Raw genomic sequence first — 24,099 nt, 5'->3', positions numbered from 1 at the left:
GCTAGTTCGACGCCGCCCGTTGGCGCTTCGGGCCGCGGGAGACGTCGGGATAACCGTTGAGCATCAGTTTGTCGGACTGCACGCCCCAGCTCTCCAGCCGGTTCAGAAAACTCATGCCGAGCAGGTTGGTCTTCATCTGCCCGCGCGGCACCACCAGCGCGGGGACCGATCTTTCCACCAGCCCGCCGACGGCGAGGCGGTCGAGCGTCAGGCGCGCGGCCTTGGTGTGGCCGCCAACGGTTTCGACATCGACATTGTACTCGAGCATCTCGATCGGCACGCCGATCGCCTTCGCCGTCTCGAAGGTCAACACCACCGAGGTCGCGCCGGTGTCGATCACCATCGGCGCCTTGACGCCGTTGATCCTGGCGTGCAGCGCGAATTCGCCGGCCTGGCCGCGCGCGATCTGCACGGCGGGCGCTGGCTCGAGGCTGTGGTGCTGCAGCATTTTCGCCACCTGGTCCCTGGCACGCGCGATCCGTCCGGGATCGCCATAGGCGACGACGGCGCCGGCGGTCGCCGCGAGCATGAGACAAACGAGCATGATGCGGATCACAGCGCGCCTCCGTTGCGGGTTAAGTTCCGCGCGCCGGCGTCGGCACGAGGCCGGCGGCCTTCATGCGTGCCGCAAGCCCCTCCATCACGGTCAGCCGCTCCGCGCGGTCCATCCGATGCCAGCGTGCGATCTCGGGAAGCGTTCGTCCGCAGCCGAAGCAGAGTTTGGTTGCGGGATCCATCATGCAGACTGCGATACACGGCGTTTCTGTGCTCATCCTGGGAATAGTGAAATGGTTTCGGTCGTTGACGCAAGCGCTCCGGTTACAAGCCGGTGCCGGCGCTCATGATTGGCTTGTTGCGCACCCGCCGCTTGTCGTCGGCGGGCGTCGTGGGTGTTTCGGGTTGCAGGGGCGGGACCTCCTCGGCCAATGGCGCCAGCGCCGACATCACCCGCTCCGGCGGGAACGTGACGATGACTTCGGTGCCGATGCGCAGCTTCGATTTCAGCGTGAAGGTGCCGCCATGCAGATCGATCAGGCTTTTTGCGATCGGAAGGCCGAGCCCGGCGCCCTGTTCGGCCGACTTGATCGAGTTGGAGCCTTGGCCGAAGGAAGCCAGCACGATCGGGATCTCGTTCTCGGCGATGCCGGAGCCGGTATCCTTCACGCTCAGATATTGGCCGCCGGATGCGGTCCAGCCGACCTTGAGCCAGACCTCGCCGCCCTGCGGGGTAAACTTGATCGAGTTGGAGAGCAGATTGAGCACGATCTGGCGGGAGGCGCGCTCGTCGGCCCAGACCCGCGGCATGCCCTGTTCGAACACCTCATGAATGGTGATGCCGCGGCTGGTCGCGCGCAGCTTCAGCAGGTGATGGCAGTCGGCGACGACATGCACCAGCGAAACCGCCTCTTCGTTGAGTTCATAGCGGCCGGCCTCGATCCGCGACAGGTCGAGAATCTCGTTGATGAGGTTGAGCAGGTGGACGCCGGAATTGTGGATGTCGGCGGAGTATTCCTTGTAGACCGGCACCGCATGCGGCCCGAAGATCTCGCTCTTCATGACCTCCGAGAATCCGAGGATGGCGTTGAGCGGGGTGCGCAGTTCGTGGCTCATCTGCGCCAGGAACCTTGACTTGGCGACGTTGGCGGACTCGGCGCGGTGCCGCGCTTCGTCCGAGATCGCCTTGGCCTGTTCAAGCTCGCCGATCAGCGCGTCCTTTTCGGCGCGCGCCTCCAGCGTGGCCAGCGTCGTCGAATGCAGCCGGTGGGCGAGCAGCGCGAAGTATCCCTCGGCGGCGACGGCCAGCAGCGCGAGCGCGTAATTGTCATAGGTGCCGCTCAGCGCGAAATTGAACGCAATGGCGGCCGTGACAGGCGCTGTCGCCGCCAGCGCCGCGATCGGCAGGCTGGCCGCCAGCATGCTGGACACCGCGATCACCAGCAGCATCAGGAACATCATCATCGTGTTCGAGACGATGTCGAGGCCCGCGGGGTGGAGCAGGATCGCGGTCCAGCACAGCCCGTAGAGCAGGTCGAGCAGCACGAACCGGGTGCGCCATTTGCGGGTTTCGGCGAGGCTCGGCTGCGCGCCGAGGAAGCGGGCGCAGTTGCGGATGATGGCGGCATGGATGCAGAGCATGCCGATGGTCCATGCGGCGGCCGGCACCACGTGGATCCAAAGGCCGAACAGCACGCCGGTCGCAACCACCAGCAGCATGACGACATAGGAAGCCGACATGCGGGTCTGGGCATATTGCCGGAGCAATTCGGTATCGAAGGCGGGGCGGGTACCGCTGGTCGAGGTGAGCCGGTCGCGCGCTTCGCGCACCCGCTGCGCCGCGGCGCGCCTTGCATTGACGGGCGGTGCGACCGGCGGCTCCGCCGGAAGCTGGACGACTTCAGGCTTTTCTGCGGGGATACTCATCAAACAGCACAAATCCTGCCCGCGAACGGCGCGGGCTTTGCATTGTCTATCTGTGGGGCCAAATCATTAAGCGATGACTTAAAGAGCTAAAAAATCCCGTTAACGGGAGCTTAAGTTAACCTGTCCTCTCAAGCGGGCCTCACTTCTGGCTCAAGAAAAACCGGGGCTCGCCCGTCTGCCTTAACGCGTTTCCTTAACCTAGCGCTCCAGCCGCGCCAGCAGGCTGGAAGTGTCCCAGCGCTTGCCGCCCATCTTTTCGACCTCGGCATAGAACTGATCGACCAGGGCTGTGACCGGCAGGTTGGCGCCGTTGCGGCGGGCCTCGGCGAGGCAGATCGAGAGGTCCTTGCGCATCCATTCCACGGCAAAGCCGAAATCGAACTTGCCCTCGTTCATGGTCTTGTAGCGGTTCTCCATCTGCCAGGACTGGGCCGCGCCCTTGGAGATGGTCTCGATCACGGCCTGGACGTCGAGGCCGGACTTCCTGGCGAAATGAATGCCCTCCGACAGGCCCTCGACCAGCCCGGCGATGCAGATCTGGTTGACCATTTTGGTCAACTGGCCGGAACCCGCCGGCCCCAGCAGCCTGCACATCCGTGCATAGGCCGCGATCACAGGTTCGGCGCCGGCATAGGCGTCCTGGCTGCCGCCGCACATGACGGTGAGCGCGCCGTTCTCGGCGCCGGCCTGGCCGCCCGAAACCGGCGCGTCGATGAACTTGAAGCCGGCCTTGGCGGCCGCGGCGTCGAGCTCGCGGGCGACCTCGGCGGAGGCAGTGGTGTGATCGACGAAGGTCGCGCCCTCCTTCATGCCGGCGAAGGCGCCGTCGACGCCTGTTGTGACCGCGCGCAGGTCGTTGTCGTTGCCGACGCAGCACATCACGAAGTCCTGGCCCTCGGCGGCGGCCTTCGGTGTTGCGGCGGTCTTGCCGCCGAACGTGCTTGCCCATTGGGCAGCCTTGGCCGCGGTGCGGTTGTACACGGTTACCTCGTGGCCGCCTTTTTTCACCAGGTGTCCCGCCATGGGGAATCCCATGACGCCGAGACCGAGAAAAGCGACTTTGGCCATGGTGCTACCTTGGAGTCTCGCCGGCAAAGGAGGTCGGGCCGGACGGAGTTCGGGAGGGAGCCGCACCATACCCCCTGCGCCGGGCAGGGCAACGGCTTCGTTTGGCTGACAGGCCAGGTTTTGTGCTAGGCTGGGTTAGAACCTCGCAACAAGGCAAAAGGGAGTGACATCGCATGGGCTTCAGCGTGGGCGTGCTCGACCATTTCAACATCCGGACCCGCAACCTCGCCGACACGGTCCGGTTCTACGAAGAGATCCTCGGTCTGGAAAAGGGTGCCCGGCCGAACTTCGCCTTTCCGGGGGCGTGGATGTACAGCGAAGGCAAGGCGGTGGTGCATCTGGTCGATATCTCCAGGACCGAGGAGGCGCAGAAGCCGGATTCCGGCGTCGTTCACCACGTCGCCTTTGCCAGCCACGGCTTTGACGGCATGAAGAAGCGGCTGGAATCGAAGGGCATGGCCTACGATTCCCGGCAGGTTCCAGGCGGCGACCTCTGGCAGATATTCGTCAATGACCCCAATGGCGTCATGATCGAATTGAACTACGAAGCCGCCAAGGAGCAGAGCGGCGCGGCGCCGGCCATGCGGACGGACGACATGGGAGCGAGGTAGCCTTCTTGCGCTGAACCGCTCTAGCGCCCACATCGCTCGGCGCCAGGTTGCGACGGCTCCGAAGCAGATCGGGTTGGCGCAGAGCCGACACACAGAAGAGGACAGGCCCGGTTCTCCTTCAGAACCAAGGGGACTCCGGGAGATTCATCGTGGGCGTAACGCAGCAACAGGTCGTTGAGTCCCTCGCCAAAGTGGCTTCTCCGCGTGGCGTCGCCTTGACGGATGCCGGTGTGCTGTCGGCGATCTCGGTCACCGAGGGCAGGGTGTTCTTTTCCATCAATGTCGATGCGGCGGAAGCCCGCACGTGGGAAAGCGTGCGCGCGCAAGCCGAAGCGGCAGTCCGTGCGATTCCCGGTGTCAGCGCGGCGATGGTCGCGCTGACGGCCGAGCGCAAGCCGGGCGCACAGCCGGCGGCGGCCGCGCCGCATCGGCATTCCCATGGCGTGCAACCGGTTTCCGCGCACCGCCCGCCGCAAGGCGCGGCGTCGCCGATGTCCAGGCAGTCGGAAATCCCGGGCGTTGCTGCCGTGATCGCGGTGGCGTCGGGGAAGGGGGGTGTCGGCAAGTCGACCACCGCGCTCAATCTGGCGCTGGGGCTGCGCGATCTCGGCCTGCGCGTCGGCCTGCTCGATGCCGATATTTACGGCCCCTCGGTGCCGCGGCTGACCGGCATTCAGGAGAAGCCGAAACTCAACGACGACCGGAAGATGATTCCGATCCAGCGCTTTGGCCTTTCGATCATGTCGATCGGCTTTTTGGTCGAGGAAGACACCGCGATGATCTGGCGCGGGCCGATGGTGATGTCGGCGATCACCCAGATGCTGCGGGATGTGGCGTGGGGCACGCTCGATGTTCTGGTCGTCGACATGCCGCCCGGCACCGGCGATGCCCAGCTGACCCTGGCGCAGAACGTGCCATTGAAGGGCGCGGTGATCGTCTCGACGCCGCAGGACCTGTCGTTGATCGACGCGCGGCGCGGGCTGGCGATGTTCAGGAAGGTCAACGTTCCGGTACTCGGTATCGTCGAGAACATGAGCTATTTCCAGTGCCCGAATTGCGGCACGCGCTCGGATATTTTCGGCCATGGCGGCGCGCGGCACGAAGCCGAACGCCTTGGCGTGCCGTTTCTGGGTGAAATTCCCCTGCACATGTCGATCAGGACCACTTCCGACGCGGGCAACCCGGTGGTGGCGAGCGAGCCCGATGGTCCGCACGCCGCGGTGTACCGCGCCATCGCAACAAAGGTGCGCGAAGGGCTGCAGGGCGCAATCGCGGCGGCCTAAGCTCGGGTGTCGCATACGACTTTGGTCTAAGGCCGCGATACCGGAATTCGTTTCTGGAGTTCAAGCATGCGACCGCCGGCGAACCGTTTCCCATTTGCGTGAGAACGCTCCAGAGATTTCATTTTTCGCCTTTGTCACGTTCTCCAGCCGCATCTTCCATGTTAAAGCCGCCGCGCCTGAGCGACCGGATGACGCGAGATTCGTCCGCCGAAATGCTCGAGGAGATATCAGAACGTTCCCAAGGAGAGCCTGAATGAAGCGTCGTGATTTCCTGAAAGTTTCAGCGGTGGGTGCTGCCGCTACGGCGGTCGCCTCGCCGGCGATCGCGCAATCGTCGCCTGAGATCAAGTGGCGGCTGACGTCGAGCTTTCCGAAATCGCTGGACACCATCTATGGCGGCGCCGAACAGGTGGCGAAGTACGTCGCCGAGATGACCGACAACAAGTTCCAGATCCAGGTATTCGCAGCAGGTGAGGTTGCGCCCGGCCTGCAGGCGCTCGATGCGACTTCGAACAGCACCGTCGAGATGTGCCACACCGTCTCCTATTATTACGTCGGCAAGGATCCGACTTTTGCGATCTTCGCCTCGGTTCCGTTCGGCCTCAATGCGCGGCAGGCAAACTCCTGGTGGTATCAGGGCGGCGGTATGGAGCTCGGCAACGAGTTCTTCAAGAAATTCGGCGTGATCGCCTTCCCCTGCGGCAATACCGGCACGCAGATGGGCGGCTGGTTCCGCAAGGAGATCAAGACTGTCGCCGACCTCTCGGGCCTCAAGATGCGCATCGGCGGCATTGCAGGCCAGGTGCTGCAGAAGGTCGGCGTGGTGCCGCAACAGCTCGCCGGCGGCGATATCTATCCGGCGCTGGAGAAGGGCACCATTGACGCCGCCGAATGGGTTGGTCCCTACGATGACGAGAAGCTCGGCTTTTCCAAGGTCGCCAAGTATTACTACTACCCCGGTTTCTGGGAAGGCGGCCCGATGGTCCACGCCTTCTGCAACCTGGAAAAATGGAATGCGCTGCCGAAGAACTACCAGGCGATTCTCACCAATGCCACGGCCAACGCCAACGCCTGGATGAACGCGCGTTACGATATGCAGAACCCATCCGCGCTGAAGCGCCTGGTCGCCGGCGGAACGCAGTTGCGTCCCTTCACCAACGAAGTGCTGGAGGCCTGCCTGAAGTCGACCAACGAGTTGTGGGCGGAACTGTCGGGCAAGAACGCCGACTTCAAGAAGTCGATCGACGCCATGCAGGCCTACCGCTCCGACCAGTATCTGTGGTGGCAGGTGGCCGAATACACCTACGACACCTTCATGATCCGCTCGCGCACCCGCGGCTGATCCGGCTTCCGAGGCGCAGCAAAGCGGCCCGGTTTCGTTAGGAAACCGGGTTTTTTGCATTTTAAGCGGGTTCGGGTATGGAATTGCGGAACCGGTTGTTCCAAGCTGGTTCCAGAGCCTCACCAAGAAGGCCGAGACGCACATCCAACAAGGACGGATCCCATGAAGCGAAGAGAGTTTTTGAAAGTCACCGCTATCGGCGCCGCCGGCGCTGCGACGATGGCGGCGCCCGCCATTGCCCAGTCGATGCCTGAGCTCAAATGGCGCCTTACGGCAAGCTGGCCGAAATCGCTGGATACGCTGTGGGGCGGCGTCGAATTGATGACCAAGCTCGTGGCCGAGGCCACCGACAACAAGTTCCAGATTCAGGCTTTTTCCGCCGGCGAGATCGTGCCGGGGCTGCAGGTGCTGGACGCGGTTCAGAACGCCACCGTCGAGATGGGGCATACCGCGTCCTACTATTACTTCGGCAAGGATCCGACCTTCGCCTTCGGCACCGCCGTGCCGTTCGGACCCAACCAGCGCCTCAACCAGGCCTGGTACATGATGGGCGGCGGCAAGGAGCTCCTGAACGAGTTTTACAAGAGCTACAACGTCACGTCGTTTCTGGCGGGCAATACCGGCTGCCAGATGGGCGGCTGGTTTCGCAAGGAGATCAACACCGTTGACGACCTCAAGGGCCTCAAGATGCGGATCGGGGGCTTTGCCGGGCGCGTGATGCAGAAAGTCGGCGTCGTACCGCAGCAGCTTGCTGGCGGCGACATTTATCCCGCGCTCGAAAAAGGCACGATCGACGCCGCCGAATGGGTCGGGCCCTATGACGACGAGAAGCTCGGCTTCAACAAGGTCGCGCCGCATTATTACTATCCCGGCTGGTGGGAGGGCGGTCCGATGCTGCTCGGCATGGTCAATCTGGAGAAATGGAACTCGCTGCCGAAAAACTATCAAAGCGTCCTTGAACAGGCGGGCGCGACCGCCAACAGCTGGATGATGGCGAAGTACGACCAGGGCAATCCGCCGGCGCTGAAGAAGCTGCTCGCCGGAGGCACCAAGCTGCACGCCTTTTCGCCGGCGATCATGCAGGCCTGCCTGAAGGCGGCCAGGGAATTGTACGCCGAAACCGCATCGACCAACCCGAACTTCAAGAAGGTGCTGGATTCGATGAACGGCTTCACCAACAACGGATACCAATGGTTCCAGGTCGCCGAACTCGGCTACGACAGCTTCATGGCGCGCAATCCGCAAGGCTGATCATAAAGGCTGATCGCGTCAGCTCGACACGTCAAAGCCCCGAAGCGAAAGCTTCGGGGCTTCTTTTTTCGGAGCGCCGCGCCGCTATTGCTTCGGCCCGCCGAAATCGAGCGGCGGCAGTTCGATCTGCGGCACTTCGATCCTGACCTTGCTGAGATCGACGTCGCGCTGCTTGTCGAGCAGGACGGTCACCACGGACGGGAAGGCGATGACGATCGCCACCATGATCGCCTGCAGACCGATCCATGGCACCGCGCCCCAATAGATGTCGGAGCTCTTGACCTCTTTGGGCGCCACGCCGCGCAGGTAGAACAGGGCGAAGCCGAACGGCGGATGCAGGAACGACGTCTGCATGTTGACGCAGAGCATGACGCCGAACCAGATCAGCGCGGCGTCAGCGCCGACGACCGGCGCCAGGACCTTCTGCGCGATCGGCGCGACCATCGGCAGGATGATGAACGCGATCTCGAAGAAGTCGAGGAAGAACGCCAGGAAGAAGACGAAGAGATTGATGAAGACCAGGAAGCCCCAGACGCCGCCCGGAATCGAGGTCAGATGGTGCTCGAGCCAGACGCCGCCGGAGACGCCGAGGAACACCACCGAAAAGCAGGTCGAGCCGATCAGGATGAAGACGACCATGGTGGAAAGGCGCATGGTCGAGGAGTAACCTTGCTTGATCAGGTCGCGCAGGTCGGGAATCCGGACGGCTTCCAGGCAAAGCCAGACCACGGCGAGATAGACCACCGCAAAGCTCAGCTTGAACATCAACCCCTTGCCGAGCATGACGCCGATGATGGCGCCGATGCCGGCGGCGGCGATGCCGATCAGCAGCATCTTGTGGCCCTTGTTGCTCAGCTCCTTGTGATGGATCGCAGCGAGGACGATGGCGCCGATGGCGCCCATTGCGCCGGCTTCCGTCGGCGTCGCCAATCCCAGCATCATGGTGCCAAGCACCACGAAGATCAGCACGGCCGAAGGAATGATTCCCATCAGGCATTTGCGCCAGAGCGGCCAGCCCCGCAACGTCAGCGCATCCCTGGGCACAGCAGGCACGTGATGGGGCAAGAAGAGTCCCAGTAAGAAGGTGTAGCCGGCGAACAGGGCGATCTGCAGCACCGAGGGTCCCCAGGCGCCGAGATACATGTCGCCGACCGACTTGCCGAGCTGGTCGGCCATCACGATCAGCACCAGCGAGGGCGGCACCAGCTGGGTGATGGTGCCGGATGCGGCCAGCACGCCAGTGATGTAGCGGATGTTGTAGCCGTAGCGGATCATCACCGGCATCGAGATCAGCGCCATGGCGATGACCTGCGCCGCCACCGTGCCGGTGATCGCGCCAAGGATGAAGCCGACGATGATGACGGAGTAGCCGAGGCCGCCGCGGATCGGGCCGAACAGCTGGCCCATCGAATCCAGCATGTCCTCGGCAAGACCGCAGCGTTCGAGGATCGAACCCATGAAGGTGAAGAAGGGAATCGCGAGCAGCAATTCGTTGGAGAGCACGCCGCCGAAAATTCGTCCGGGAATGGCCTGCAGAAAGTTCATGTCGAAAAAGCCAAGATAGATCGACAAGAATCCGAACGACAGTCCGAGCGCGGCCAGCGTGAAGGCCACCGGGAAGCCGATCAACATGGACAAAATCAAGCCGCCGAACATCAGCGGCGGCATCATGTCGAGCGTGATCATTGGGTCGGCCTCTCGTACTTCGCATCGATCACGACGTATCCCTTCAACGCAGCGATGCGCTTGATCACCTCGGAGACGCCTTGCAGCGCCAGCAGAACGAAGCCCACCGGCACGACGGCCTTGATCGGCCAGCGGACCAGGCCGCCGGCATTCATGGAGATCTCGCTGACGACGTAGGACTGCATGAAGAACGGCCAGGACAGATAGCTGAGCAGCAGGCAGGACGGGATCAGGAAGCACAGCGTCCCGATCAGGTCGAGCCAGAGCTGGCCGCGTTCCGACAGCATCAGGTAGAGAATCTCGACGCGAACATGCTCGTTGCGCTCGAAGGTGTAGGAGGCGCCGAACATCACGAACACCGCGAACATGTACCACTGCAGTTCCAGCCAGCTGTTCGAACTGTAGCCGAAGGCGTAGCGGATCATGGCGTTGGCGGCGCTGACGACGCAGGCGGCGAGCACCAGCCAGTTGCAGACGCTGCCCAGTTTCTTGTTGATCAGGTCGATGACAGAACTTATTGCCAGCAATGGGCGCATCACGCTCTCCTCGGGCGCATCATCGATGCGCGCCGGATTTTTTCGTTGATGTTGCGTCGCCGGCTTGCCCCCCGCGGATGGGGCCGCCGCCGCGCGAAAAGCGCGCAGGTCCGCCGCTCATTGGCTGGAGCAATTGCAACGATCGTCCTCCCCGTCCCGCGCTACCGCCGTCTTGACCGCATCATTGCAAGATGCGCTGGCTCGTTTCCGGCCGTGCAGGCGTGAAGCAGCCGCACCATTTCAGCGCGGCGTGGCGGCGTCAATTGAAAAATGGTCAAATTGACGCGGGGGTTAATTCGCTGGGCCGCCTGATCAAGCCACCCAGGATCGGAAACAAATCCGACGGTGGCCGTCAGCCGCCGGTCACGCTCATGTGGCGGCTGACGCTGGGGCGGTTGTGCCTGCGGTCGATGATGAAGTCGTGGCCCTTCGGCTTCAGCCCGATGGCGCGATCGATCGCGGCCGACAACAGGTCGTCGTCGGCAGAGGCCCGCAACGGCTTGCGCAAATCGGAGGCGTCCTCGTGGCCGAGGCAGGTGTGCAGGGTGCCGGTGCAGGTGATCCGTACCCGGTTACAGGACTCGCAGAAGTTATGGGTCATCGGCGTGATGAAGCCGAGCTTGCCGCCGGTCTCCGCTACCCGGACATAACGGGCGGGGCCTCCGGTGTCGTCGTCGAGATCTGTCAGCGTGTACTGCTGGGCGAGGCGCGCGCGCAACAGCGACAGCGGCAGGTACTGGTCGATCCGGCCTTCGCCGATGTCGCCCATCGGCATGACCTCGATCAGCGTCAGCGCCATGTCCTTGCTGTGCGCCCATTGCGTCAGCGCGGGTATCTCTTCCTCGTTCATGTTCTTCAGCGCCACCGCGTTGATCTTGACGGCAAGGCCGGCAGCGCGCGCCGCCTCGATGCCGGCCAAGACCTTGTCGAGATCGCCCCAGCGGGTGATGGCGCGGAATTTCGCCGCATCGAGCGTGTCGAGCGAGACGTTGACACGGCGCACGCCGCAGTCGTGGAGTTCGGTCGCAAAGCGCGCCAGTTGCGAACCGTTGGTGGTCAGCGTCAGCTCATCGAGCGCGCCGCTTCGCAAATGGCGCGACAGCGAACGCACCAGCGACATCACGTTGCGCCGGACCAGCGGCTCGCCGCCGGTGAGGCGCAACTTGCGCACGCCCTTGGCGATGAAGGCCGAGCACAGCCGGTCGACTTCCTCCAAGGTCAGCAGGTCCGCCTTGGGCAGGAACGTCATGTCCTCGGACATGCAATAGAAGCAGCGCAGGTCACAGCGGTCGGTCACCGAGACGCGCAGGTAACGGATGGTTCGGCCGAACGGATCGACCATCGGCGGGAACAGTCGGTCAGGTGAGTTCGACGAGGATCCGCTCATTCAGACATGCCTTGCAAATGGACCATAGCGCGCCGGTTCGCCCGCGCCACCGTGACACCGGCATACCGGCTTCGCCAAGCATAATCTATGGCGGTTTGGAACGAAATGGAGACCGGTCCGGGTGGCAAACCGCGCGACTGGCGGAGGTGCTTGCGGCCCACGCCTTCTTGGGACATCGGGGCCGGAAACGCTGCCCAGGCGAAACCGGCCATTACGGGCGGGCGGCAGCCTGGCCCAGGCTGTTCACGGCGTCCGCCAGGTCGCGCATATGGCCGATCAGCCGGTCCGGCTTGAGGTCGGCGATGGGAACATCGGTGTAGCCGAACTCGACGCCGATCACGGGAATGCCGGCCCGCCGCGCCACGCCGATGTCGGGCCCGGCGTCGCCGACCATGATGGTCGCGGCGATATGCCCGCCCGCCCGCGCCACGGTCTGTTGCAGGATGACCGGATCGGGCTTGGCGACGCCGAACGTGTCGGCGCCACAGATCGCCGAAAACCGCCGGCTCAGGCCCAGTTGGTCCAGTAGCCGCTTCGACAGCCATTCCAGCTTGTTGGTACACACCGCGAATCGATAACCCTGCGCCCCGAGATCGTCCAGGGCGGCTTCCAGCCCCTCGAACGGGCGGGAGGCGTCGGCGATGTGGGCGGCGTAGTAGTCGATGAAATCCCGCATCAAGCGATCGATGTCGGCGACGCCCATTGCGACGCCTTCCACCTCGAGCCCGCGCTCGATCAGCTTGCGGGCGCCGGCGCCGATCATGTTGCGCGCCGAATGCAGCGGCAAGGGCGCGATGCCCTCGCGGCCAAGCACGAAATTGAGCGCGGCGATCAGGTCGGGCGCGGTATCGACCAGCGTGCCGTCGAGGTCGAAGACAACGGTGCGGGGAAGGATCATCGGAATTCGCTATCCGCCGGCGCGCCTTCATGCAAGTAGGTTAGCTTATAACCTGCACGATCGTCCCCGTGCGCTGGCCTGTGGTACTGTTCCCGACGCCAAAACGGGGGTAGAGAAGCCTCACCAGGGGCTTGAGGGGCATCGTCAGCAGGTGGATATGGACCAGTTGAAGCGGCAGGCGGCGGCGCGGGCGCTGGAGCGGGTGCGGGACGGCATGAAGCTCGGGCTCGGCACCGGCTCGACCGCGAAGCATTTCGTCGAGCTGCTCGGCGAGAAGGTTGCGGGCGGGATGAAAGTGGTGGGCGTGCCGACCTCGGAGGCGACCCGTGCCCAGGCGGAAGCCTGCAAGATTCCGCTGACCACGCTCGATGCGATCGACCGGCTCGATCTCACGGTGGACGGCGCCGACGAGATCGATCCCGCGCTCAATCTGATCAAGGGCGGCGGCGGCGCGCTGTTGCGGGAAAAGATCGTGGCGGCCGCCTCGGATCGCATGATCGTGATTGCCGACGACAGCAAATGGGTCGATGTCCTCGGCCGTTTTCCGCTTCCGGTGGAGGTGATTCCGTTCGGACTGGCCGCAACGCAGCGGGCGATGGCGGCGGCATTTGCGCAAAGCGGCGTTTCCGGGCAAATGGTGCTCCGGAAGGGCCGGGACGGCCACGTTTTTGTCACCGATGGCGGCCACTGGATTGTCGATGCCCATCTTGGACGCATCGCGGAGGCGCCGCGCCTGGCGGGCCTCCTGAACCTGATCCCGGGCGTCGTCGAACACGGCTTGTTCATTGGTCTGGCGACCATCGCCATCCTGGCAAGTGGTCAGGGAATTCGCGTAGTTGAGCGGCGGTAACGCCGGTAAATGAGGAGAACTGGAATGATGCGCCTTTCAAGGATTTTGTCGGCGGCTGGCCTGTCTCTGGGGCTGGCGCTCGCCGCCGTCCCGGCTGACGCGCAGCAGAAGAGCGCGCCGGCGCCCGCGCCGGCCACGATTCCGGGGCTGAAGCCGGCGACGCCCGCGGCGCTCGCCGCCGCCAAGGAAATTCTGACCATGAAAAACGCGAGCGCGATGTACGCCAGCGCCGTTCCCAACATCGTCGAGCAGACCAAGAACGCATTGCTGCAAAGCAACCTCAACTACCAGAAGGATCTCAACGAGGTCGCGGTCCTGGTTGCCAAGGGTCTGGCCGGCCGTGAAAAGGAAATCGGCGACGGCATGGCCCAGGTCTATGCCAACGAGTTCACCGAGCAGGAGCTGAAGGACCTTGTGAACTTCTACAAGTCGCCGCTGGGCCAGAAGCTCTTGGCGAACGAGCCCCGCGCCATCCAGTTCAGCATGTCCTACATGAACCAGTGGGCGCAGAACTTCGCGGAAACGGTCAACGGCCAGTTCCGGGCCGAAATGAAGAAGCGCGGCAAGGAGATCTGATCCGGATCCGGCCGGGATCGGACGCGGGCGGGGGTGAAATGGCTGAGTTCGACGTCGATCTCTTCGTCATCGGCGGTGGCTCGGGCGGTGTTCGCGCCGCGCGCATCGCCGCCGGCCACGGCGCCAGGGTCATGGTCGCCGAGGAATACCGGATGGGCGGCACCTGCGTGATCCGCGGCTGCGTGCCGAAGAAGCTGTTCGTGCTCGGCTCGCACGTCCGCCACGAGATTGAGGATGCCAGGGGGTTCGGCTGGACCATCCCGCAATTTTCCTTCGACTGGCCGACGCTGGTCGCCAACAAGGACAAGGAAATCGCGCGCCTGGAAGGCATCTATGCCGCCAATGTCGAGAAGTCCGGCGCGCGCGTCGCAAAGACCCGCGCGGTGCTGGAAGACGCCCACACGCTGCGGCTTCTGACCGGCGAGAAGGTGACGGCCAGGTACATCCTGATCGCGACCGGCGGGGCGCCCAACCACGGGCGCGAGATTCCCGGCATCGAGCACGTCATCTCCTCGAACGAGGCGTTCGACCTGCCGAAGCTGCCAAAGCGGATCGTGATCCAGGGTGGCGGCTATATCGCGCTGGAATTCGCTGGCATCTTCGCCGGCTACGGCTCCGACGTCACCGTGGTCTATCGCGGCGACAACATTTTGCGCGGCTTCGACGAGGACGTCCGCAGGCACGTGCGCGCCGAGATGGAGAAGCAGGGCATCACCATTCTCACCGGCTGCACCGTCGACAAGGTCCACCGCCACGGCGACGAATTCACCACCCATCTGTCGAACGGCTCCAGCATTGCCTCCGACAAGGTGATGTTCGCGATCGGCCGGCATCCGAACGTCGCCAATCTCGGGCTCGAGAAGGCCGGCATCGCCATCAACCCGGCGAACGGCGGTATCGCCGTCGATGGCTGGTCGAAGACCTCGGTCGACAACATCTACGCGATCGGCGATGTCACCCATCGCACCAACCTGACGCCGGTTGCGATCCGCGAGGGCCATGCCTTTGCCGATACCGTGTTCGGCAAGCGGCCGGTCCAGGTCGATCACGCCACCATCCCGACCGCGGTATTCTCGCAGCCGGAAGTCGGCACCGTCGGCCTGACCGAAGCCGAGGCCCGCGCGCAATTCAGCCACGTCGACATCTACAAGGCCGATTTCCGCCCGATCAAGGCGACGATGTCGGGCCGCGACACCCGCGTGCTGATGAAGCTCGTGGTCGACGGCGCGAGCGACCGCGTTCTCGGCTGTCACATCGTCGGCGACACCGCCGCCGAAATCGTCCAGGCGGTCGCGATAGCTGTTAAGATGAAGGCGACCAAGGCCGATTTCGACGCGACCTTCGCGTTGCATCCGACCGCGGCCGAGGAACTGGTGACGATGCGGACGCCGACGGCGCGGCATGTCAGGGAAGCGGCGGAGTAGAGCCCTGCAACGGAGTTACCCCAACCATGATTGAATCAATCGGCATCGTCGGCGCGGGCACCATGGGCAACGGCATCGCGCAAGTATGCGCGGCGGCGGGTCTGCCCGTGGTCATGACGGATGTTTCCGATGCCGCGCTCACCCGCGGCATTTCGGTGGTCTCCTCCAGCCTGGAGCGGCTGGTCAACAAGCAGAAGATGACCGACGCCGATCGGAAGGCCGCGCTGGCGCGGATCACGACGAGCACGGACACGGCAGGATTTTCCACCTGCGATCTCGTGATCGAGGCGGCGACCGAGAATGAGGACCTGAAGGTGAAGATCCTCAAGGACCTCTGCGCAAAACTGCGGCCGCAAGCGCTGCTCGCCACCAACACGTCCTCGATCTCGATCACCAAGCTCGCCGCGGCCACCGACCGGCCGGACCGTTTTATCGGCATGCATTTCTTCAACCCGGTGCCGCTGATGGCGCTTCTGGAATTGATCCGGGGCCTGCAGACCTCCGACGCCACCCACGCCAGCGCCGAAGCCTTTGCCAAGCGGATCGGCAAGGTCTCCATCACCGCGAAGAACAGTCCGGGCTTTGCGGTCAACCGCATCCTGTGCCCGATGATCAACGAGGCGATCTTCGCGCTGCAGGAGGGGCTGGCGACGGCCGAAGACCTCGACGCCGGCATGAAGCTCGGCTGCAACCACCCGATCGGCCCGCTGGCGCTGGCCGACATGATCGGGCTCGACACCATGCTGTCGGTGATGGAGGTCTTCTACCAGGGATTCAACGACCCGAAATATCGCCCCGCGCCGTTGCTGAAGGAAATGGTCGCCGCCGGCCATCTCGGCCGCAAGTCGGGCCAGGGGTTTTACAGCTACGGCAAGCCGGCGTAGCGCGCCCCGCGATTACGTAGGATGGGTAGAGCGAAGCGAAACCCATCGATACTTGCGCGGAGGCGGCATGATGGGTTTCGCTTCGCTCTACCCATCCTACGCGTTCCAGCAATCAAAGGAATAACGCCATGCGTGTGGCAATTGTCGGCGCCGGCGGCGTCGGAGGCGGTTTTGGCGCGGCGCTGGCCAGGGCGGGCGCCGACGTCACCTTCATCGCGCGCGGCGCGCATCTGGCCGCCATGAGGCGCGAGGGGTTGAAAGTCCTCAGCCCGCGCGGCGACACCCATCTGGTGCCGACGCAGGCGACCGACAACCCCGCCGATATCGGCACCGTCGATTTCGTGCTGTTCTGCGTCAAGCTGTGGGACGTCGAAAGCGCGGGAACGGCGATCAAGCCGCTGGTCGGCAAGAGCACGGCGGTCATTCCGCTGCAGAACGGCATCGACGCCGCCGAGCGGCTGCTGCCGATCCTGGGCGGCCACGCCGTCATGGGCGGCGTGGCGCAAATCAGCGCGTCGATCGCAGCCCCCGGGATCATCCAGCAGGTCGGAACCTTCATGCGCGTGATCTTCGGCGAACTGGATGGCAAGCGCAGCCAGCGCGGTGAGGATTTTCTCGCGCTCTGCCTGAAGGCCGGCTTCGACGCGACGCTGAGCGATCAGATTCTCACCGAACTCTGGATGAAGTTCATCCTGCTTGCGACCAATGCCGGGATCACGGCGGCGACGCGTCAGCCGATCGGCAGGCTGCGCGACGATACCGACCTGCGCCCGATCATGATCGCCGCCTTCCAGGAAGTGATCGATGTCGGTCGGGCGAGGGGGATCGCCCTGCCGGCCGACGCGCTGGCGAAGATTCTCGATTTCGTCGGCCACGCGCCGCCGGCGATGAAGGCGTCGATGGCGCTCGATCTCGAACGCGGCAACCGGCTCGAACTGCCCTGGCTTAGCGGCAAGGTGGTGAGCCTCGGCCGTCAGCTTGGCGTCGCCACGCCGACGCACGCCATGATGTATGCGATGCTCAAGCCCTACGCGATGGGAACGCCGGCCTGAGTGGGACTTCATTTCGGATTGGGGTCGACAAGGCCCTTGGCGGGATTTTCGAGCTTTCCCGCCAACGCAAGCTGCAGGGCCTGTCCGAGTGCGCGGGCTGCATTCAGCACCTCCTGTTCGAATTCCTGGTCCTCATCCAGCGCTTGATGCGAGGTGGCATACGGCTCCATGTAGCCGATATAGCCTTCGGCTTCGCTCTTTCGGCCGGCCGAGATCAGCGACATGTCGGTCAACCAGTCCGAGAGCGAGCGGCGCAGGTCCTCCGCGCCGGCGCTGTCGCCGTGCACGACGAGCCCGAAGTAACGCCCGGCGAGGTGGCGCGGATACGGCCAGCCCTTAAGCTCAAGCGCCTTGGCTTCCTTCGCGCGCTTTCCGTGCGTCGAGGTGGGATCGGGGTTGCCGCCGTCCGCGCAAACCAGCCGGTCCATCATCGCCTTCAGCGCGGTCGGGACGTGATACCAGTTCACCGGCGTGACGATCAGGATGCCGTGGGCTGCGACCCAGAGCGGATAGATATCGTTCATCCAGTCGTCGGTCTGCCCGAGCGAATAATTCGGATAGCAGCTGCATGGCCAGTGGCAGAGCGGCATCGCGGTCGAGATGCAGGATTTGCAGGGGTGAATCTGGCGGCCGAACTCCGAGGTCAGGCGTGACAGGTCGAGGATATCGATCGCAAAACCCATTCCGGAGAACACCGGCTCCGCCAGCTTGACCAGTCGCCAGCTCTTCGACATCTCGCCGGGGCAGGTATGTTCGCTGCGCGCCGAACCGTTGATGATGAGAATGCGGCGTGGCAGGGCGGAATCGTCATGACGCCGCTGCGCTTCCATGATCGCGTCGCGCGCGGCCAGCCAGTCCACCGAGATTTCATAGTCGGGATCAGCGAACCCGGGACCGGCCTTGCGGGTCAGCGGGGCCTTGCGACCTCCGCTGTAGGCGTCCCACGCCGCTGCGACGATGGCATCCAGTTCGCGTTGCAGCGGCTGGAAGGCCGGATCGACGAAGCGGCTGCGATAGCGCTTCTCGAATTCCTCGCGCGGCAATTCGACCGGCGGCATCCCTTTCCGAACGTCTGGCGCCGGCATTCACCGCTCCCGTGCTGCAGCTTCGGGGTTGCCAACGCTGCAGGCGCCAACGAGGTTCCCGCCAGGGGTGGCGGGCTCTGATCGCTGCGAACTAGCCGGTGTTGGCCGCCCCGGTCGCCGAACCGTGGCCCGGCGCGGATAGCCTGACCTCGTGACCTTGCCGGAGCGCCAACGAAGCGGCGGCGACTGCGGCTTCGAAGGCCGACTCCTTGGTTTGGTAGACGTTCTCGGCCTTGCCGTCATGGCGCACGCGCCACTCGCCGCCGTGGCCGACGATCTCGTAGGATGCAAGTCCCATCTGCGTTCTCCTGTTTCCCTGTCAAACGAAGACGACCCATTCCGGTTCCCCGCAGCGCCTGGTGCGCGGAACCGCCGCGTTACCAGGACGTTGCGGCGTGATGACCACGCCTCGACAAAACGCCAAGGCCACGCCGCCAGGTCCCGATCGCGCCCCGCGACGGCGATCCGTCGGCGCTCTGACAACGACGAGGCTCCCGGCGAATTTCGTCCAAGCCCGGCGCGCACGCCGCAAATTCGTGAGGAGGTTTCCGGGCGGATTCAGGGATGACGATTATGTCGAACTGGAACGGGACTACAAATGGCAGGCGCATCTGCGCTGGCGTGACGGGCTCGGCGAAACGCAATTTGCGGCAAAGCTCCGTTCCGGCCGCTTCGCGGAAATAGCGGCGCTCGCCAGCCGCATCGAGTCGCGCACCAATCTGCTTTTCTCGTTCGAGAAGATGGCGTTGCGGGACGCGATCCGGTCCGAGGCGGGGGCGGAGGCGTTTTCGCGCGGGCTGTTCGATCTGTTGCACGGCGCGCGCGCGATGGAAGCGCGCTTCTCTTCCTGGATCGAAACCGTGGCCGCGCTGCCGCAGCGACAAACCCGGGTGCTGACCTGGCCGCTGGTAACGGTGTTTGGTTTTATCGCGCAACCCAGGACCCATTTTTTCTTCAAGCCGACCGTCACAAGGGAAGCCGCGCGACGCTACGGCGTCGAGCTTGCTTACGCTTCACGGCCCTCGTGGCCGCTGTATCGCGATCTCCTCTCGTTTGTCCGCCGCGTGCGAACCGACATTCAAGACCTCAAGCCGCGCGACATGATCGACTTGCAGTCGTTCCTTTGGGTTCAGGGTTCGGAAGAGTATCCGGACTAGGACGGCCGGAGAAGACTGCGCCAAGATAACGCGACGGGCAAACACGTAAAACCTGTCCAGCCAAAGGGGGCCACTGAACGAAAGCAAGCCTCGGGCGAAATGCGCTGCGAAATCGCAAAACTGTATCCATCGTCTTTGCGAGCGCAGCGAAGCAATCCATCGCGCCGCAAGGGAAGTAAGCATGGATTGCTTCGCTGCGCTCGCAATGACGACGTATAGGGAGCGCGTCAACGCTGCGCATCATCAACGATGCTCCGAACCACGAGGCCGCCGGCCCCCGACATTCGCGTCAGCGCGCTCCCCGCGCCGCCAGCCTGCCGGCGGGTTTCCTGGCCTGCGTCGCGCCGCCCGTCAGCGCCATCACCGACACCGCGACAACGCGATCAATGATTCCCTGAACGTCGTCGAGGTCGCATTTTCCTTCGGAAAGTTTTGTCAGCCGCTCGTTCTCCCGGATGGTGTGGTGCGACATCGCCAGCGCGAAATGCAGACCCCAATACAGATCGACGTCGTCGCGGCCGGGCATGGCGCGGCGCATCGCGGCGATGAATTTTCGCAAATGATCGACCTCGCGGTTCTTGATGCGGCGGATCGGCGGCACCGATTCGATCGAGGCGCGGATCATGAAGCGCGCCGCGGTCGATCCTTCGCGGTCGGGACCGAGACAGCCGCGCAAGGTCGGTCCCACCAGGGCGCGCAGGATGGCGTCGATCGGTGCCCTGCCGCCGCCCGTTTCCTCCGCGGTTTTCAATTCATTGAGCCGCTCGCGGTTGGTGGCCAGGCTGCGGGTGACGAACAACTCCGCGATAAGTTCGTCCTTGGAGCCGAAGTGATAGTTCACCGCGGCGAGGTTCACGCTGGCCTCCGCGACGATGTCCCGCAGCGTGACGTCGCCGAAGCCGCGATCGGCGTAAAGCCGTTCGGCTGCGGCGAGGATGGCAGACCTGGTCCGATCGCTCGACATATCAGGAACCCGCTTGCGGCGTTGCAATTCAAACAGTTGTATGAAACTATCGTTTGAAGGGCAGGAAAAGTCAATTCGCGCGGCGGCAGCGTCGCGTTTCGGCCCGATACGCGCCGTCGCCTCGCAGCCGCGAAATGCCTTGCGGGAATGCCGGGGCGGGCGGACAGTGCGGCCCAACGATCCCCGAAGCTGAAGGTCAGGAGCCTCCCATGGACTTCAATATGTCAGATCGCCAGAAAGAATGGCTCAACCGCGTGCAGGCGTTCATGAGCGCGCATGTCCGGCCCGCGGTGCCGATCTACCAGAAGCAGGACGCCGAGGGACCGCGCTGGAAGGTGATCCCGGTCCTCGAAGACCTCAAGAAGAGGGCCAGGGCCGAGGGCCTCTGGAACATGTTCATGCCGCCGTCGTCGCATGAGGACGACGAATTCCGCGGCGCGGGATTGACCAACCTCGAATACGCGCCGCTCGCAGAGGAAATGGGCCGCATCAGCTGGGCTTCGGAAGTGTTCAACTGTTCCGCCCCCGATACCGGCAACATGGAAGTGTTCATGCGCTACGCCTCCAGGGAGCAGAAGCGCAAATGGCTGCGGCCGCTGATGGACGGCGAAATCCGCTCCGCATTCCTGATGACCGAGCCGGCGGTGGCTTCCTCGGACGCGACCAATATCGAGACCCGCATTGAAAAGGACGGCGATCATTACGTCATCAACGGCCGCAAATGGTGGTCGTCGGGGATGGGCGATCCCCGCTGCAAGGTCGCGATCCTGATGGGCAAGACCGACCCGAAGGCCGCGCGGCACCAGGCGCAGTCCCAGATCATCGTTCCGCTCGACACCCCCGGTATCAAGGTCGAGAAGATGCTGCCGGTGTTCGGATTCGACGACGCGCCGCACGGCCACGCCCAGGTCCTGCTGGAGAACGTGCGCGTTCCCAAGGAGAATATCCTGCTCGGCGAGGGCAGGGGCTTCGAGATCGCGCAGGGCCGCCTCGGTCCCGGCCGCATCCATCACTGCATGCGCACCATCGGCAAGGCCGAGGCGGCGCTGGAGAAGATGGTGCGCCGGCTGTCGTCGCGCACCGCGTTCGGCAAGAAGATCATCGAACACTCGATCTGGGAACAGCGCATTGCCGAAGCCCGGACCGACATCGAGATGAACCGGCTGCTGTGCCTGAAGGCCGCCGACATGATGGACAAGGTCGGCAACAAGAGCGCGCAGCTCGAGATCGCCATGATCAAGGTGGCGGGGCCGAACATGGCGCTGAAGATCATCGACAACGCCATCCAGGCGTATGGCGGTGCCGGCGTCTCCGATGAGGCGGGGCTGGCCAGCGACTACGCGCATGTGCGCACGCTGCGGCTGGCGGACGGTCCGGACGAGGTGCATAACCGCGCCATTGCCAGACTTGAACTTCGGAAGTATGCAAACGCTGCGCAGTAACTGAAATAACGGGGGCGCGAACGCCGCGCTCTCTCAGCCGTCATTCCGGGGCGATGCGCAGCATCGAACCTCAGATGTGCGGTGCACATCGGGGAATCTCGAGGTTCCCCGGGGTGCAATTGCACTCCTGGGGTCTGGTCCTCCGGACCACCCCGGAACGACGGATAAGAAACGAAGGGGAGCGTCATCGTGGCCGACGGCGTCAGGAAAGACGAAGAGTTCTCCGGCACCAAGGAGGTCGAGGAGCGCCATCGCATTAACGAGGCGAACCTCGATCGCTGGATGGTTGAGCATGTCGAGGGCTACAAGGGGCCGTTGACGGTCCGCCAGTTCAAGGGCGGCCAGTCCAATCCGACCTACAAGCTGGAAACGCCGGCGCGAGCTTACGTGATGCGGCGCAAGCCGTTCGGCAAATTGTTGCCGTCGGCGCATGCGGTCGATCGCGAGTTCCGCGTCATTGCCGCGCTCGGCAAGCAGGGGTTTCCGGTCGCGAAGGCCTATGCGCTGTGCACCGACGACGCCGTGATCGGCGCAGCGTTCTATATCATGTCGATGGAAGAGGGCCGGGTGTTCTGGGATCCGACGCTGCCCTCGCAGACACCGGAAAACCGGCGCAAGATATTCACCAGCAAGATCGAGACGCTGGCGAAACTCCACATCTTCGAGCCCGACAAGATCGGGCTCGGCGATTTCGGCAAGCCGGGCAATTATTTCGCGCGCCAGGTCGATCGCTGGACCAAGCAGTACCGCGCGTCGGAAACGCAGCATATTCCAGAATTCGAGAAGGCGGCCGAGTGGCTGCCGAAAACCGTGCCGGAACAGAAGCGCGTTTCGATCGTCCATGGCGACTACCGCCTCGACAACATGATTTTCCACGCCACCGAACCGCGCGTGCAGGCGGTGCTGGACTGGGAGCTGTCGACGCTCGGCGACCCCATGGCCGACTTCACCTATTTGCTGATGCAGTGGATCATGCCGGGTCTCGCCAATGCCGATCTCAAGGCGCTCAACATTCCCGATATCGACGAGGCCGCGCAGATCTATTGCAAGGTCACCGGCAGCGCCGTGCCTGACCTGAACTGGTATTTTGCCTACAACATGTTTCGTCTGGCCGGCATCACCCAGGGCATCGCCGGGCGGGTTCGGGACGGCACCGCGTCCAACGCCAAGGCGCTGGAGTCGGCAGCGCGCACCGTGCCGCTGTCGAAGGCCGCGTGGGTATATGCGCAGAAGGCCGGCGCGACCTGACCTGGCTCGCGCTTTCCCCCAACCTTCGCGGCAGCCTCTTGATGGCCGTCTCGATGGCGGCGTTCACCATCAACGACGCCATCACCAAGGCGATGTCATCGGAGATGAACTTCGGCCAGATCATGCTGGTCCGCGGCGTGTTCGCGACCGTGCTGATCGGGGCGCTCGCCTGGCACCAGGGCGCGCTGCGCCCGCTGCGCACCCTGATGATGAAGCCGGTGGCGCTGCGGGTGTTCGGCGAAGTCGGCGGAACGATTACGTTCCTGGCCGCGATTGTGCATCTGCCGCTCGCCAATACCGCGGCCATCTTCCAGGCGTTGCCGCTGGCGGTGACGCTGGGGGCCGCGCTGACCCTGGGCGAGCCGGTCGGCTGGCGGCGCTGGTCGGCGATCGCGGCGGGCTTCATCGGCGTGCTCATCATCGTCCGGCCTGGGATGGAAGGCTTCAACCAGTTCGCGCTGCTGGCGCTGGTGTCGGTGGCCTTCAGCGCGCTGCGCGATCTCGCGACCAAGCGAATCCCGTCGCATATCCCGTCGCTGTTCATTACGCTGGTCACGACCGTGACGGTCACGATCGCGGGCGCTGCGATCCTGTTTCCGCTCGGCGGCTGGTCACCGCCTTCGACCGGCGGGCTCGGATTGCTGGCGTTGGGCGCGGTACTCGTGCTGATCGGCTACCAGTATCTGATCCAGGCGCTGCGCACCGGCGACATTTCGGCGGTGGCGCCGTTCCGCTACTCCGCGCTGCTGTGGGCGATGCTGCTCGGCTATCTCGTGTTCGGCGACGTGCCTGATGCGATGATGGTGCTGGGCGCCGCGATCATCGTGGCGTCCGGCCTCTACGCCTTCTACCGCGAGCGCATCCGCCGCAGCGCGGTGGCGGCGGCATCATCCGGCATGCCGCCCGACGGACTTTGACCATGATCCGGCGAAAG

The 24,099-nt window shown here is 64.1% G+C and carries 24 protein-coding genes; 13 read left to right on the top strand and 11 right to left on the bottom strand.

The genetic code is table 11. The features are described from left to right. Position 1: 1 nt before the first annotated feature. The 4 genes from Q0D31_RS03015 to Q0D31_RS03000 all read right to left on the bottom strand — a co-directional run bounded on the left by Q0D31_RS03015 (position 2) and on the right by Q0D31_RS03000 (position 3,489). Positions 2-556, bottom strand: a complete 555-nt coding sequence (locus Q0D31_RS03015; RefSeq protein ID WP_291844522.1) for a TIGR02281 family clan AA aspartic protease — start codon at positions 554-556, stop codon at positions 2-4. A gap of 19 nt (positions 557-575) precedes the next feature. Continuing rightward, positions 576-773, bottom strand: coding sequence for a DUF1289 domain-containing protein (locus tag Q0D31_RS03010; RefSeq protein ID WP_291844521.1), 198 nt, complete (start codon positions 771-773; stop codon positions 576-578). A gap of 46 nt (positions 774-819) precedes the next feature. Then, complete coding sequence (locus tag Q0D31_RS03005; protein WP_291844519.1) at positions 820-2,421, bottom strand: HAMP domain-containing sensor histidine kinase; 1,602 nt, start codon at positions 2,419-2,421, stop codon at positions 820-822. Positions 2,422-2,619: 198 nt separating this feature from the next. Next, a complete protein-coding gene (locus Q0D31_RS03000; protein WP_291844516.1) occupies positions 2,620-3,489 on the bottom strand; it encodes an NAD(P)-dependent oxidoreductase in 870 nt (289 codons plus the stop codon). Between the two features lie 173 nt (positions 3,490-3,662). Between Q0D31_RS03000 and Q0D31_RS02995 the strand changes: the two genes are divergently transcribed. The 4 genes from Q0D31_RS02995 (at position 3,663) to Q0D31_RS02980 (ending at position 7,976) form a co-directional block, all read left to right on the top strand. Next, a complete protein-coding gene (locus Q0D31_RS02995; RefSeq protein WP_291844514.1) occupies positions 3,663-4,100 on the top strand; it encodes a VOC family protein in 438 nt (145 codons plus the stop codon). A 149-nt stretch (positions 4,101-4,249) separates the two neighbouring features. Beyond that, on the top strand, positions 4,250-5,383 hold the full coding sequence (locus Q0D31_RS02990) for an Mrp/NBP35 family ATP-binding protein (RefSeq protein WP_291844512.1): 1,134 nt from the start codon (positions 4,250-4,252) through the stop codon (positions 5,381-5,383). 253 nt (positions 5,384-5,636) lie between these two features. Beyond that, a complete protein-coding gene (locus Q0D31_RS02985) occupies positions 5,637-6,725 on the top strand; it encodes a TRAP transporter substrate-binding protein (protein ID WP_291844511.1) in 1,089 nt (362 codons plus the stop codon). A gap of 162 nt (positions 6,726-6,887) precedes the next feature. Then, the gene (locus tag Q0D31_RS02980) at positions 6,888-7,976 is read left to right on the top strand and encodes a TRAP transporter substrate-binding protein (protein ID WP_291844509.1); all 1,089 of its coding nucleotides are present in this window, start codon (positions 6,888-6,890) and stop codon (positions 7,974-7,976) included. Positions 7,977-8,060: 84 nt separating this feature from the next. On the opposite strand, the gene Q0D31_RS02975 is transcribed toward Q0D31_RS02980, so the two are convergent. From Q0D31_RS02975 to Q0D31_RS02960, 4 genes are all read right to left on the bottom strand, one after another. Further along, entirely contained in the window at positions 8,061-9,662 is a 1,602-nt protein-coding gene (locus Q0D31_RS02975; RefSeq protein WP_291844507.1) for a TRAP transporter large permease subunit, read from the bottom strand. Continuing rightward, positions 9,659-10,198 (bottom strand): TRAP transporter small permease subunit, encoded by a 540-nt coding sequence (locus Q0D31_RS02970; RefSeq protein WP_291844506.1) that lies wholly within the window; start codon positions 10,196-10,198, stop codon positions 9,659-9,661. The genes Q0D31_RS02975 and Q0D31_RS02970 overlap by 4 nt, the downstream gene beginning before the upstream one ends. A 352-nt stretch (positions 10,199-10,550) precedes the next feature. Continuing rightward, a complete protein-coding gene (gene moaA / locus Q0D31_RS02965; RefSeq protein ID WP_291844504.1) occupies positions 10,551-11,585 on the bottom strand; it encodes a GTP 3',8-cyclase MoaA in 1,035 nt (344 codons plus the stop codon). A 211-nt stretch (positions 11,586-11,796) separates the two neighbouring features. Continuing rightward, the gene (locus Q0D31_RS02960; protein ID WP_291844502.1) at positions 11,797-12,483 is read right to left on the bottom strand and encodes an HAD-IA family hydrolase; all 687 of its coding nucleotides are present in this window, start codon (positions 12,481-12,483) and stop codon (positions 11,797-11,799) included. 151 nt (positions 12,484-12,634) lie between these two features. Here Q0D31_RS02960 and rpiA point away from each other — a divergent pair, with 151 nt between their 5' ends. The 5 genes from rpiA (at position 12,635) to Q0D31_RS02935 (ending at position 17,269) form a co-directional block, all read left to right on the top strand. Further along, positions 12,635-13,333, top strand: coding sequence for a ribose-5-phosphate isomerase RpiA (rpiA, locus tag Q0D31_RS02955; protein ID WP_291844499.1), 699 nt, complete (start codon positions 12,635-12,637; stop codon positions 13,331-13,333). 24 nt (positions 13,334-13,357) lie between these two features. Beyond that, positions 13,358-13,909: a DUF2059 domain-containing protein gene (locus Q0D31_RS02950; RefSeq protein ID WP_291844496.1), complete on the top strand. Its 552-nt coding sequence runs from the start codon at positions 13,358-13,360 to the stop codon at positions 13,907-13,909. A 38-nt stretch (positions 13,910-13,947) separates the two neighbouring features. Beyond that, on the top strand, positions 13,948-15,333 hold the full coding sequence (gor, locus tag Q0D31_RS02945) for a glutathione-disulfide reductase (protein WP_291844493.1): 1,386 nt from the start codon (positions 13,948-13,950) through the stop codon (positions 15,331-15,333). A gap of 26 nt (positions 15,334-15,359) precedes the next feature. Beyond that, entirely contained in the window at positions 15,360-16,217 is an 858-nt protein-coding gene (locus Q0D31_RS02940) for a 3-hydroxybutyryl-CoA dehydrogenase (RefSeq protein WP_291844490.1), read from the top strand. A 128-nt stretch (positions 16,218-16,345) separates the two neighbouring features. Continuing rightward, positions 16,346-17,269: a 2-dehydropantoate 2-reductase gene (locus Q0D31_RS02935; RefSeq protein WP_291844488.1), complete on the top strand. Its 924-nt coding sequence runs from the start codon at positions 16,346-16,348 to the stop codon at positions 17,267-17,269. A gap of 8 nt (positions 17,270-17,277) precedes the next feature. Here the strand turns inward: Q0D31_RS02935 and Q0D31_RS02930 are convergent, their stop codons facing one another. After that, a complete protein-coding gene (locus Q0D31_RS02930) occupies positions 17,278-18,354 on the bottom strand; it encodes a flavodoxin family protein (RefSeq protein ID WP_291844485.1) in 1,077 nt (358 codons plus the stop codon). A gap of 91 nt (positions 18,355-18,445) precedes the next feature. Next, on the bottom strand, positions 18,446-18,652 hold the full coding sequence (locus tag Q0D31_RS02925; protein WP_291844483.1) for a DUF2188 domain-containing protein: 207 nt from the start codon (positions 18,650-18,652) through the stop codon (positions 18,446-18,448). 238 nt (positions 18,653-18,890) lie between these two features. On the opposite strand from Q0D31_RS02925, the gene Q0D31_RS02920 reads away from it, so the two are divergent. Next, a complete protein-coding gene (locus tag Q0D31_RS02920) occupies positions 18,891-19,511 on the top strand; it encodes a hypothetical protein (protein ID WP_291844480.1) in 621 nt (206 codons plus the stop codon). 289 nt (positions 19,512-19,800) lie between these two features. On the opposite strand, the gene Q0D31_RS02915 is transcribed toward Q0D31_RS02920, so the two are convergent. Continuing rightward, positions 19,801-20,475, bottom strand: coding sequence for a TetR/AcrR family transcriptional regulator (locus tag Q0D31_RS02915; RefSeq protein WP_291844476.1), 675 nt, complete (start codon positions 20,473-20,475; stop codon positions 19,801-19,803). A 209-nt stretch (positions 20,476-20,684) separates the two neighbouring features. Here Q0D31_RS02915 and Q0D31_RS02910 point away from each other — a divergent pair, with 209 nt between their 5' ends. The 3 genes from Q0D31_RS02910 to Q0D31_RS02900 all read left to right on the top strand — a co-directional run bounded on the left by Q0D31_RS02910 (position 20,685) and on the right by Q0D31_RS02900 (position 24,082). After that, a complete protein-coding gene (locus tag Q0D31_RS02910; protein ID WP_291844473.1) occupies positions 20,685-21,917 on the top strand; it encodes an acyl-CoA dehydrogenase family protein in 1,233 nt (410 codons plus the stop codon). 189 nt (positions 21,918-22,106) lie between these two features. Beyond that, positions 22,107-23,165 (top strand): phosphotransferase family protein, encoded by a 1,059-nt coding sequence (locus tag Q0D31_RS02905; protein WP_291844470.1) that lies wholly within the window; start codon positions 22,107-22,109, stop codon positions 23,163-23,165. After that, positions 23,132-24,082 (top strand): DMT family transporter, encoded by a 951-nt coding sequence (locus tag Q0D31_RS02900; protein WP_291844467.1) that lies wholly within the window; start codon positions 23,132-23,134, stop codon positions 24,080-24,082. The genes Q0D31_RS02905 and Q0D31_RS02900 overlap by 34 nt, the downstream gene beginning before the upstream one ends. Positions 24,083-24,099: the final 17 nt, after the last annotated feature.

Origin of the sequence: Bradyrhizobium sp., assembly GCF_022844465.1 — a bacterium.
In the GTDB taxonomy this organism is placed as follows: domain Bacteria; phylum Pseudomonadota; class Alphaproteobacteria; order Rhizobiales; family Xanthobacteraceae; genus Bradyrhizobium.
Note: the sequence above shows the minus strand (reverse complement) of the source record. Positions and strands in the feature narration are given on the sequence as shown.

Coding starts and splice junctions, on each gene's coding strand:
- Q0D31_RS03010 (WP_291844521.1), bottom strand. CDS start 773: ATGAGCACAGAAACGCCGTGTATCGCAGTCTGCATGATGGATCCCGCA.
- Q0D31_RS03005 (WP_291844519.1), bottom strand. CDS start 2,421: ATGAGTATCCCCGCAGAAAAGCCTGAAGTCGTCCAGCTTCCGGCGGAG.
- Q0D31_RS03000 (WP_291844516.1), bottom strand. CDS start 3,489: ATGGCCAAAGTCGCTTTTCTCGGTCTCGGCGTCATGGGATTCCCCATG.
- Q0D31_RS02995 (WP_291844514.1), top strand. CDS start 3,663: ATGGGCTTCAGCGTGGGCGTGCTCGACCATTTCAACATCCGGACCCGC.
- Q0D31_RS02985 (WP_291844511.1), top strand. CDS start 5,637: ATGAAGCGTCGTGATTTCCTGAAAGTTTCAGCGGTGGGTGCTGCCGCT.
- Q0D31_RS02980 (WP_291844509.1), top strand. CDS start 6,888: ATGAAGCGAAGAGAGTTTTTGAAAGTCACCGCTATCGGCGCCGCCGGC.
- Q0D31_RS02975 (WP_291844507.1), bottom strand. CDS start 9,662: ATGATCACGCTCGACATGATGCCGCCGCTGATGTTCGGCGGCTTGATT.
- Q0D31_RS02970 (WP_291844506.1), bottom strand. CDS start 10,198: ATGCGCCCATTGCTGGCAATAAGTTCTGTCATCGACCTGATCAACAAG.
- moaA (WP_291844504.1), bottom strand. CDS start 11,585: ATGAGCGGATCCTCGTCGAACTCACCTGACCGACTGTTCCCGCCGATG.
- Q0D31_RS02960 (WP_291844502.1), bottom strand. CDS start 12,483: ATGATCCTTCCCCGCACCGTTGTCTTCGACCTCGACGGCACGCTGGTC.
- Q0D31_RS02950 (WP_291844496.1), top strand. CDS start 13,358: ATGATGCGCCTTTCAAGGATTTTGTCGGCGGCTGGCCTGTCTCTGGGG.
- gor (WP_291844493.1), top strand. CDS start 13,948: ATGGCTGAGTTCGACGTCGATCTCTTCGTCATCGGCGGTGGCTCGGGC.
- Q0D31_RS02940 (WP_291844490.1), top strand. CDS start 15,360: ATGATTGAATCAATCGGCATCGTCGGCGCGGGCACCATGGGCAACGGC.
- Q0D31_RS02935 (WP_291844488.1), top strand. CDS start 16,346: ATGCGTGTGGCAATTGTCGGCGCCGGCGGCGTCGGAGGCGGTTTTGGC.
- Q0D31_RS02930 (WP_291844485.1), bottom strand. CDS start 18,354: ATGCCGGCGCCAGACGTTCGGAAAGGGATGCCGCCGGTCGAATTGCCG.
- Q0D31_RS02925 (WP_291844483.1), bottom strand. CDS start 18,652: ATGGGACTTGCATCCTACGAGATCGTCGGCCACGGCGGCGAGTGGCGC.
- Q0D31_RS02915 (WP_291844476.1), bottom strand. CDS start 20,475: ATGTCGAGCGATCGGACCAGGTCTGCCATCCTCGCCGCAGCCGAACGG.
- Q0D31_RS02910 (WP_291844473.1), top strand. CDS start 20,685: ATGGACTTCAATATGTCAGATCGCCAGAAAGAATGGCTCAACCGCGTG.